The 10,298-nt window shown below is 69.8% G+C and carries 8 protein-coding genes; 7 read left to right on the top strand and 1 reads right to left on the bottom strand.

Annotation, left to right across the window (positions count from 1 at the left end; genetic code table 11):
* Positions 1-39: 39 nt before the first annotated feature.
* The 6 genes from xylA to ABR571_RS10375 all read left to right on the top strand — a co-directional run bounded on the left by xylA (position 40) and on the right by ABR571_RS10375 (position 7,443).
* Positions 40-1,227, top strand: a complete 1,188-nt coding sequence (gene xylA / locus ABR571_RS10350; RefSeq protein WP_409453114.1) for a xylose isomerase — start codon at positions 40-42, stop codon at positions 1,225-1,227.
* A gap of 9 nt (positions 1,228-1,236) precedes the next feature.
* Positions 1,237-2,655 (top strand): xylulokinase, encoded by a 1,419-nt coding sequence (locus ABR571_RS10355; RefSeq protein WP_409453115.1) that lies wholly within the window; start codon positions 1,237-1,239, stop codon positions 2,653-2,655.
* A gap of 142 nt (positions 2,656-2,797) precedes the next feature.
* Positions 2,798-3,964, top strand: a complete 1,167-nt coding sequence (locus ABR571_RS10360; RefSeq protein WP_409453116.1) for a sugar ABC transporter substrate-binding protein — start codon at positions 2,798-2,800, stop codon at positions 3,962-3,964.
* A gap of 111 nt (positions 3,965-4,075) precedes the next feature.
* Entirely contained in the window at positions 4,076-4,831 is a 756-nt protein-coding gene (locus ABR571_RS10365; protein WP_409453124.1) for an ATP-binding cassette domain-containing protein, read from the top strand.
* Entirely contained in the window at positions 4,828-6,222 is a 1,395-nt protein-coding gene (locus ABR571_RS10370; RefSeq protein WP_409453117.1) for a sugar ABC transporter permease, read from the top strand. Before ABR571_RS10365 ends, ABR571_RS10370 begins: the two co-directional genes overlap by 4 nt.
* Positions 6,223-6,237: 15 nt before the next feature.
* Entirely contained in the window at positions 6,238-7,443 is a 1,206-nt protein-coding gene (locus ABR571_RS10375; protein WP_409453118.1) for an ROK family protein, read from the top strand.
* 2 nt (positions 7,444-7,445) lie between these two features.
* Here ABR571_RS10375 and ABR571_RS10380 read toward each other — a convergent pair whose 3' ends face one another.
* Positions 7,446-9,353: an ABC transporter ATP-binding protein gene (locus tag ABR571_RS10380; RefSeq protein WP_409453119.1), complete on the bottom strand. Its 1,908-nt coding sequence runs from the start codon at positions 9,351-9,353 to the stop codon at positions 7,446-7,448.
* 315 nt (positions 9,354-9,668) lie between these two features.
* Between ABR571_RS10380 and ABR571_RS10385 the strand changes: the two genes are divergently transcribed.
* On the top strand, positions 9,669-10,298 hold a 630-nt coding region (locus ABR571_RS10385; protein WP_409453120.1), incomplete at its 3' end, for a DUF222 domain-containing protein.

Consider the following 10,298-nt stretch of genomic DNA (forward strand, 5'->3'; position numbering starts at 1 on the left):
CGCGAACAAATAGCGCGTGGGCATCTGAGGGAGGTCGCCATGGCGCCGACGCCGACTCGCGAGGACCGGTTCAGCTTCGGACTGTGGACGGTGGGCTGGGAGGCGCGCGACCAGTTCGGCGACGCCACCCGTGCCCCGCTGGACCCGGTCGAGTCGGTGCACAAGCTGGCTGAGCTCGGCGCTTACGGCGTGACCTTCCACGACAACGACGTGATTCCCTTCGGCGCCACCGAGAGCGAGCGCGACAAACACATCGCCCGGTTCAAGGACGCGCTGGCCGAGACCGGCACCGTCGTGCCGATGATGACGACGAACCTGTTCACCCACCCGGTGTTCAAGGACGGCGGGTTCACCAGCAACGACCGCTCCGTACGCCGCTTCGCCCTGCGCAAGGTGCTGCGCAACCTCGACCTCGCCGCCGAGCTCGGCGCCCAGACCTACGTGTTCTGGGGCGGGCGCGAGGGCGCGGAGTACGACGGCGCCAAGGACATCCAGGCCGCCCTCGACCGCTATCGCGAGGGGATCGACCTGCTCGCGGCCTACGTGAAGGAGCAGGGCTACAGCATCCGATTCGCCATCGAGCCCAAGCCCAACGAGCCCCGCGGTGACATCCTGCTGCCGACCGTCGGGCACGCGCTGGCGTTCATCGCTGAGCTCGAACACGGCGACATCGTCGGCGTGAACCCCGAGGTCGGGCACGAGCAGATGGCCGGTCTCAACTACGCCGCGGGCATCGCGCAGGCCATGTGGGCCGGCAAGCTCTTCCACATCGACCTCAACGGCCAACGCAGCATCAAGTACGACCAGGACCTGGTCTTCGGCCACGGCGACCTGCTCAACGCCTTCTTCACCGTCGACCTGCTCGAACACGGAGCGCCCGGCGGCGGTCCGGCCTACAACGGCCCGCGCCACTTCGATTACAAGCCCTCCCGCACCGAGGACATGACCGGCGTCTGGGAGTCGGCCGAGGCCAACATGCGCACCTACCTGCTGCTCAAGGAACGCGCCGCCGCCTACCGCGCCGACCCCGAGGTCCAGGCCGCCTTCGAACGCTCGGGCGTCACCGCCCTGCGCGAGCCGACGCTGAACGCGGGCGAGACCGTCAGCGATCTGCTCACCGATCGCGGTGCATTCGAGGACTTCGACGCCGACGCGGTCGGGCAACGCGGGTATGGCTTCGTCCGGCTCAACCAGCTCGCCATCGATCACCTGCTCGGGGCGCGTTAGAACATCGCGATGGCCCTCGTCGCCGGCGTCGATTCGTCAACCCAGTCCTGCAAGGTCGAGATCCGCGACGCCGACACCGGGGCGCTGGTCCGGCACGGCCGCGCGCCGCACCCGGACGGTACCGAGATCGCCCCGGCGGCGTGGGAGGCCGCGCTCGCCACCGCCGCGGCCGCCGCCGGCGGGCTCGACGACGTGGCCGCGGTGTCGGTCGCGGCTCAGCAGCACGGCATGGTCTGCCTCGACGCCGACGGGGAGGTCGTCCGCGACGCGCTGTTGTGGAACGACCTGCGGTCCGCGCCGGCCGCCCGCGACCTGATCGCCGAGCTGCCGGGCGGGGCGGCGGCGTGGGCCGAGGCGAGCGGTTCGGTGCCGGTTGCGTCGTTCACCGTCACCAAGCTGCGCTGGCTGGCCGAGCATGAGCCCGGCTCCGCCGCTCGAGTGGCGGCAGTGTGCCTGCCCCATGACTGGCTGACCTGGCGCCTCGGGGGCGCCTCCGCACTCGATGCGTTGGCCACCGATCGCGGCGACGCGAGCGGAACCGGCTACTGGTCCCCCATCGGCAACGAATACCGCCCCGACCTCCTCGAGCTCGCATTCGGCCGCCCGATCGGCGTCCCGGCCGTCCTGGGGCCCTCAGCCAGCGCCGGCCGGACGGACGCCGGCGCCCTGCTCGGCTGCGGCACCGGGGACAACGCCGGGGCCGCGCTCGGGCTGCACGCCGGGCCGGGTGACCTGATCGTCTCCATCGGCACCTCAGGCGTCATCTCGGCCGTCAGCGTGACGCCGACGGCGGACGCGAGCGGCCTGGTGACCGGCTTCGCCGACGCCACCGGGTCGTACCTGCCGCTTGCCTGCACGCTCAACGCGGCGCGGGTGCTGGACGTGACCGCCGGGCTGCTGGGCGTGGACCACGACGAGCTGTCCCGGCTGGCTCTGTCGGCCGACCCGGGCGCCGGAGGTCTGGTCTTCGTCCCGTATCTGGAAGGTGAGCGCACGCCCAACCTGCCCGACGCGACCGGAGCGCTGCACGGGGCGGAACTGGCGAACATGACGCCGGCCAACCTGGCGCGGGCGGCGGTCGAGGGTTTGCTCTGCGGGCTCGCCGACGGCATCGACGCGCTGCGTGCCTGCGGGGTGGCGATCGAGCGCGCGTTCCTGGTCGGCGGGGGGGCCCGGTCCGCCGCTGTGCGCCGGATCGCCCCGTCGATCCTCGGTCTCGCGGTGCTCGTGCCGCCGGACGGTGAATACGTCGCCATCGGCGCGGCGCGGCAGGCCGCGTGGGCGCTCAGCGGGGGGGCCGAGCTCCCGACGTGGCCGCAAATAGTAACGGAAGGGACGACGATCCGGCACGAAGCCGACATCCTTCCCGCCGTCCGCGAGCGGTACTCCGACGCGAGGCAACTGACCCTGAGCAGACGCCGATCATGATCAGATCACGACTTGGTATCGACTCGCGGTGAGTCAGCCCACTCTGGGATATGTTCGCGCGCACAACATTCAATGAGGGCTCCGCCGAACAAACTCCGATCCACGCGGCGGGTACCTCGGAGCGGAAAGGCGTGACCTGCGCATGCGCAAGACCACCACTGTCTCTGTCGCGGTACTCGGGGCTGCTGTTCTCGCCCTGACCGCGTGCAGCTCCAGCAAGAAGGGCGGCGGCGGCAAGTCGTCCGCAGCCTCGTCGGCCGCCGGCGGGTCGTCCTCGGCGTCGGCCCCCTCCTCCTCCGCAGCGGCAGGCGGCGGCACGATCGACGGCAAGGGCATCAAGGTCGGCATCATCCTTCCCGACACGACGTCGTCGCCCCGGTGGGTCACCGCCGACCCGACCGCTCTCACTGCTGACTGCAAGAAGTACAACCTCGCGTGCGACATCCAGAACGCCGGTGGTTCGGCGCAGAAGATGAAGACGATCGCGCAGCAGATGGAGTCCTCAGGCATCAAGGCGCTCATGATCGTCGACCTCGACGCCGCGTCCGGCGCCGCGATCGAGCAGGCCGCCAAGAAGGCCGGCGTCATCACCGTCGACTACGACCGGCTCACCCCGAGCGGCGGCGCGGCGCTCTACGTGTCCTTCGACAACGTCAAGGTCGGCCAGGTGCAGGGCACCGCGCTCACCCAGTGCCCGCAGGTCAAGGGAGCGAAGGCGGTGCAGTACGTCGACATCGACGGCGCGCCGACCGACAACAACGCCACCCTGTTCGCGCAGGGCTACGACGGCGTGCTGTCGAAGACCGCCGGATGGACCCGCGTCGGCAAGCAGACCGGTAACTGGGACGCCCCGACCGCCGGCCGCGTGTTCAACTCGATGCTGGGTGGCCACCCGAACATCAAGGCCGTCATGGTCGCCAACGACACGATGGCCGGCGCGGTCATCACCGACCTCAAGCGTCAGCACCTCAACGGCAAGGTCGCCGTCTCGGGGCAGGACGCGAGTGCGGGCGGTCTGCAGAACATCCTCAACGGCGACCAGTGCTTCACGATCTACAAGCCGTCGAAGCTCGAGGCCGACCCGGCCGTCAAGGCGATCGCGCAGCTGGTGAACGGCCAGGCTCCCGACACCAACGGCGTGACCATCACCGACCCCTCGACCAAGCAGCCGGTGCCGGCGATCCTCGCCACCCCGATTGCCGTCACCAAGGACAACGTGGCGGCGCCGATCAACGACCAGTACACCCCGAAGAACACGGTGTGCACTGGCGCCTTCGCCGCCAAGTGCACGGCGGCCGGCGTCAAGTAACACCCAACGAGACGGAGTGGCCGCCGCCTGCCAGAGCGCGGCGGCGGCCACTCTCGTTGTACGACCACGAAACGAAGGAGCGCCGGGGTGGCCGATCAGCCGATCTTGGAAATGCGCAACATCAACAAGAGCTTCGGCCCGGTAGACGTGCTGAAGGACGTCCAGATGTCCGTCTACCCCGGTGAGGTCACCGCGCTGGTCGGCGACAACGGCGCCGGGAAGTCGACGCTGGTGAAATGCATCAGCGGTACGTACCTGATCGACTCCGGCGACTACCTCTTCGAGGGGCGCGCGGTGCACCCGCACACTCCGCGCGACGCGAGCGCGCTGGGCATCGAGGTCGTGTACCAGGACCTCGCGCTGTGCGACAACCTCGACATCGTCCAGAACATGTTTCTCGGCCGCGAGAAGCACCACGGCCCGTTCCTCGACGAGAGCGGCATGGAAGAGGCGGCCGGCAAGACGCTTGCCTCCCTCTCGGTACGCACGGTCAAGTCCGTCCGCCAGCGCGTGTCCAGCCTGTCCGGTGGACAGCGGCAGACGGTCGCCATCGCCAAGGCGGTGCTCTGGAACTCCAAGGTGGTGGTGCTCGACGAGCCGACCGCCGCCCTGGGCGTTGCCCAGACGCGGCAGGTGCTCGATCTCGTGCGGCGGCTTGCCGATCGGGGGCTCGGCGTCGTTCTCATCTCGCACAACATGACGGAGGTGCTCGAGGTCGCCGACCGCATCACCGTGCTGTACCTCGGGCGCTCCGCCGCCCAGGTCCGCCGCCAAGACGTCAACCAACAGGAGCTGGTCGAGCTGATCACCACCGGAGGCCTGTCCGGGCGAACGCTGCCGACGACCACGAACGAGGTGCCGGCATGACGAACCTCGAGAAGCCGGCGGTCGAGAGCGACCCCGACATCGACGCCGCGGCGGCCGACGAGGTCGGCTCCATAGGCGACACCGACCTGGCGACGCTTGCCAGCACCGCCCCGGTCGCCGGCGGGACCAGCGACTACGTCCGCAACTACATCCAGCGCGTGCGTGGCGGCGACATGGGCTCGCTGCCCGGCATCACCGGCCTCATCGTGCTGGTCATCTTCTTCTCCGTCGCCCAGCCGTCCTTCCACACGGTCTTCAACTTCGGCAACATGTTCACCGAGGGCACCGGGACGATCTTCATCGCCATGGGGCTGGTGTTCGTCCTGCTCCTCGGCGAGATCGACCTCGCCGCCGGTTACACCGCCGGCGTGTGCGCCGCCGTGATGGTCCGGTTGATGAACGGGAAGAACGCCCCCTGGGGACTGTCCATCGGCGCGGCGCTGCTCACTGGCATCGTCATCGGTTTCCTCATCGGCTGGCTGCGGGCCAAGGTCCGCATCCCCTCGTTCATCGTCACCCTGGCGTTCTTCCTGGCCTTCCAGGGCGTGATGCTCTACATCCTGAACAACGGCCCCGGGCAACACGGCGACGTGAAGATCAACGACAAGGTCGTGCTCGCCTTCGCGAACTCCTCGATGCCGATCTGGGCCGGTTGGACGCTCGGCGCGGTCGTCATCGGTGGCTTCGCCGCGGTGAAGGTGTCGGCGGCGATGTCACGGCGTCGTCAGGGCCTCGCCGGTGAACCCGCGGGCGTCATGGGCGCCAAGATCCTGGTGCTTGCAGCGGTCTCGCTCACGCTCATTTACCTGCTCGGCCTCAACCGGGCGTTGAACACCACGCCCACGCTGCAGAACGTGGGTGGGAAGTTCGTCAAGGTCTATCCGCCCGCGGTGAAAGGCGTGCCGTGGGTCGTCCCCGTGCTGCTCGTGCTGTTCGTGTTGTGGACGTTCCTGCTCGGCCGGACGCGTTACGGCCGCCACCTGTACGCCGTCGGCGGCAACGAGGAGGCCGCCCGGCGCGCCGGTATCCCGGTCGACCGGATCCGCATCTCGGTGTTCGTCCTGTCGTCGTTCATGGCCGCCGTCGGCGGCATCATGATCGGCTCGAACGTGTCGTCGGTCAGCGAGCAGAACTACGGCGGCAACACACTGTTGCTGGCCGTCGGTGCCGCGGTCATCGGCGGCACGAGCCTGTTCGGTGGCAAGGGCCGGATGATCGACGCGATCATCGGCGGCGCGGTCGTCGAGGTGATCTACAACGGCACGGCGACGCTGGTGCACGGTCCCAACGGGTCATCGGTGCAGTTCATCGTGACCGGCCTCGCTCTTCTGCTCGCGGCCGCTGTCGATGCCCTGTCCCGCCGCCGCGCGGGCTCGGCCGGACTGGCCTGAGCGACTCGCGCTCTCATGCCCGCCTCCCCCGCGGCGCGTCCTGACGCGATCCGCCGGCACAACCTGTCCCTCGTGCTCGACCACATCCATCGCGACGGTGCGCTCACCCGCGCCCAGTTGACGCAGCGGCTGGAGGTGAGCCGGTCGACGATGGGCGCGCTCGTCGCCGACCTCATCGAGCTCGGTCTGGTGGACGAGGTCGTGCCCACCGGGGGGTCGGGTGTCGGGCGCCCGTCGCACGTCGTCGGGCCGCATGCGTCGGGCCCGTACGTCGTGGCGGTCGACATCGACGTCACGCAGATCATCACCGCCGCCGTCGGCATCGGTGGCGCGCTGCTGACGCGGCATGTGGTGCCGACCGGTCCCGAAGCGAGCAGTCCCGGTCAGGTCGCCGGCATCGTGGCCGAGTCGGTCGACCAGGTCAGCAAGGACACCGGACGCAACCGGCCGCCGCTCGGCATCGGCATCAGCCTGCCCGGGACGGTCGACCGGTGGTCGGGCCGGGTGGCGGTCGCGCCCAACCTCGACTGGCACGACGTCGCGTTCGGCGCGCTGCTCGGCCAGCTACTGCCCTCGGGCATGCGCGTCTCGGTCGGCAACGACGCCGACGTCGCCGTGCTCGCCGAGCACCGTCGGGGCGGCGTACGCGACGTGGACGACGTCGTGTTCCTCCTCGGCCGGATCGGCGTGGGCGCCGGCATCATCTCCGGCGGCCGGCCGCTGCGCGGCTTCGACGGGTACGCCGGCGAGATCGGGCACAACGTCGTCGACGCGACGGGGCCGCCCTGTCACTGCGGCAAGGCGGGCTGCGTCGAGACCTACATCGGCGAGGGGGCCTTGCTGCGCCTCGCCGGCCGGCCGGAGCCGCCGAGCGACGACGTGACCGCCGCGATCTTCGCCGACGCCCGGCGCGGCGACGCTGCCGCGCTGGCGGCGGTCCGTGGCGTGTCCGAATCCCTCGGCCGCGCCCTCGCCAGCCTGGTGAACACCTTGAATCCCCAGCGCGTCATGCTCGGCGGCTACCTGTCCGAACTGCTCGACATCGCCCGGCCGGAGATCGAGCTGGCGCTGAAGGACTACGCTCTGGACGCGCCGGGACGCAACGTGCAGTTGATGCACCCATCCTTCGGGGCCGACTCCGCCCTCCTCGGCGCGGCCGAACTCGCGTTCGCCGAACTGCTGGCCGATCCGCTGACGACAACGGGCGCGCTTCCGGCCTGAGCTCAGCCGGTGGCGAGCTGGGCGTCCGGTTCGGGGTCGGCCGACGCGCTGAACTGCGTGCGGTACAGCTCGGCGTACAGACCGCCCTTGGCCAGCAGGTCTGCGTGCGTGCCGGACTCGACCACCCGTCCGGCCTCGAGAACGATCACCGTGTCGGCGCTGAGGATCGTCGACAGTCTGTGCGCGATGACCAGTGAGGTCCGGCCGGCCAGCGCCCGCGACAGCGCCGCTTGCACTGCGGCCTCGCTCTCGCTGTCGAGGTGCGCGGTCGCCTCGTCGAGGACGACTATCTCGGGCTCCTTCAGCAGCAGCCGGGCGATGGCGAGGCGAGCCTTCTCTCCGCCCGACAGCCGGTAGCCGCGATCGCCGACCACGGTGTCGAGCCCGTCGGGAAGGCTGCGGACGAGGTCGCCGATCTGGGCCGCGTCGACCGCACGCCACAACTGGTCGTCGGTCGCCTCGGGCGCGGCATAGGTGAGGTTGGCCCGGATCGAGTCGTGGAACATGTGCGCCTCTTGGCTCACCACACCGATGCGATCGCGCAGCGACTGCTGGGTGACGCTGCGGACGTCCTGGCCGCCGACGAGGATGCGGCCGCCGGTCACGTCGTACATGCGCGGGAGCAACTGGCTGATCGTGGTCTTGCCGGCGCCGGACGGACCGACAAGCGCGATCATCTCCCCCGGCTCGGCGCGGAACGACACCCCGTGCAGCACCTCTTGGGTGGCACCGCTGTCGAGCACCGCAACGTCCTCGAGCGAGGCGAGCGACACCTCGGCCGCGCTCGGGTAGGCGAAGCGGACGTCGGCGAACTCGACGGTGCGGGCGTCGGGATTCAGCTCCACGGCGTCGGGCGCATCGGCCACCATCGGCGGCAGGTCGAGCACTTCGAAGACGCGGTCGAAGCTGACGAGCGCGCTCATCACGTCGACCCGCGCGTTCGAGAGCGCGGTCAGCGGCCCGTACAGACGGCTCAGCAGCAGCGCCAACGTCACCACCGTGCCGGCCGACAGCTCGCCGCGGATCGCGAACCAGCCACCCAGGCCGTAGACCAGCGCCTGGGCCAGCGACGCGACGAGGGTGAGGGAGACGAAGAAGGCCCGGCCGTACATCGCCGACGTGACCCCGATGTCGCGGACGCGGGCGGCGCGGGCGCGGAAGGACTCGTCCTCGATCTCGTGGCGGCCGAAGAGCTTCACCAGCATCGCCCCGGCGACGTTGAACCGCTCGGTCATCGTGGCGTTCATGGACGCGTTGAGGTTGTACGACTCGCGAGTGATCGCCTGCAGCTTGGCGCCGATGCGCCGGGCGGGGATGACGAAGATCGGCAGCATCACCAGCGAGATCGCGGTGATCTGCCACGACAGCGAGAACATCACGCCCGCGGTGAGCAGCAGGCTGACTGCGTTGGAGACCAGACCCGACAGGGTCGAGGTGAACGCCTGCTGCGCGCCGAGCACGTCGTTGTTGAGCCGGCTGACGAGCGCGCCGGTCTGGGTTCGGGTGAAGAAGGCCAACGGCATCCGCTGGACGTGGTCGAAGACCGAGGTCCGCATGTCGTAGATCAGCCCCTCGCCGATGCGTGCGGAATACCACCGCTGCGCGAACGACAGTCCGGCGTCGAGCACGGCCAGACCGGCGATGACGAGGGCGATCTTGATCACGACGCTGTCGGAGCCGTGCTTGGTGATCTGGTTGATCACCCGGCCGGCCAGCACCGGGGTGGCCACGCCGATGAGCGCGTCGCCGATGACCAGCAACAGGAAGATCGTGAGTTCGAAGCGGTACGGGTTGGCGAAGCTGAACACGCGCCGCCAGGTGCCCGGCGGCAACTGTTTGTCGACGACCGACGGGTCGCGGCGGCCCATCGAGCGCATGGTGCGCATCGTGTTGATGTGGTCCATCGACATGTAGGAACCTCCGTCGGGCGGCAACGCCCGTCCGGGAGCCGCTCTTCCCATTGTCCGCCCAGGGCGGACAGGCCTCGTCGACGACTCGAGGAAGGTCGGCGCAGCGGCTGGCGAGCATGCCGGTGCGACAGTTCGGCGCTTTCGGTGCCGGAGTTGTGGACGGTTGCCGGGTTGTCCACAGCCGGTGCTGATCGCCGCGAATGTGTCGGTCGGTGCGTCTAGATTCGGGCGTATGAGCGAGTCGGTGCGGCGGGTCGACCCGACGGTCGCGTTGTCGGCTGCGCACGCTGCGCTGGATATCTGCTCGGCCTGGACGTGACCGGGCTGGACGACGACGCGATGCTGGCTTATTGGCGGGAGCTGGAGCGGCTTCGGCGCCGGGTCCCGGCGGCCGAGCACGCCCTGGTGTTGGAAGCCGAAGCGCGCGGGTTGCCGGATCGGCTGGAGGTCCGCTCGGTTGCCGCGGCGCAGGCGAGCGGGGAGATCTCCGACCGCCAGGCCCGCGCGATTGTGGCCGTCCTCGACCGGCTCCCGGATGCGGTGGCCGCCGAGCACGGCGTCCAGATCGAGACCGACCTGGTCGGCTACTGCACCCAGTTCGACCCGCACATCCTGGCCAAACTGGGAGAGCGGATCGTCGCCTATTACGACCCCGACGCCCCGGTCGAGGCGGTGCAGCATCGCGACAAGCACCGCGACCTCACCCTGGCTCAGCGCGTGGACGGGTCGAGCCGGCTCACCGGCGAACTCACGGCCGAGGCGACCGAGTTGCTGTTGCTGCATCTGGACGCCCTGGCCAAACCGCGACCGGAGATCGATGGGGTCAAAGACCCGCGCACCGCCCGGGCAACGCCGCCACGACGCCCTGCTCGAGGCGTTGACACTCACCATCCGGGCCCGCCAACTACCGACGGTCGCGGGCGTGACCGCGACCATCGTGATCAC

Source organism: Jatrophihabitans sp., from assembly GCF_046262535.1.
Taxonomy (GTDB): Bacteria; Actinomycetota; Actinomycetes; order Mycobacteriales; family Jatrophihabitantaceae; genus Jatrophihabitans.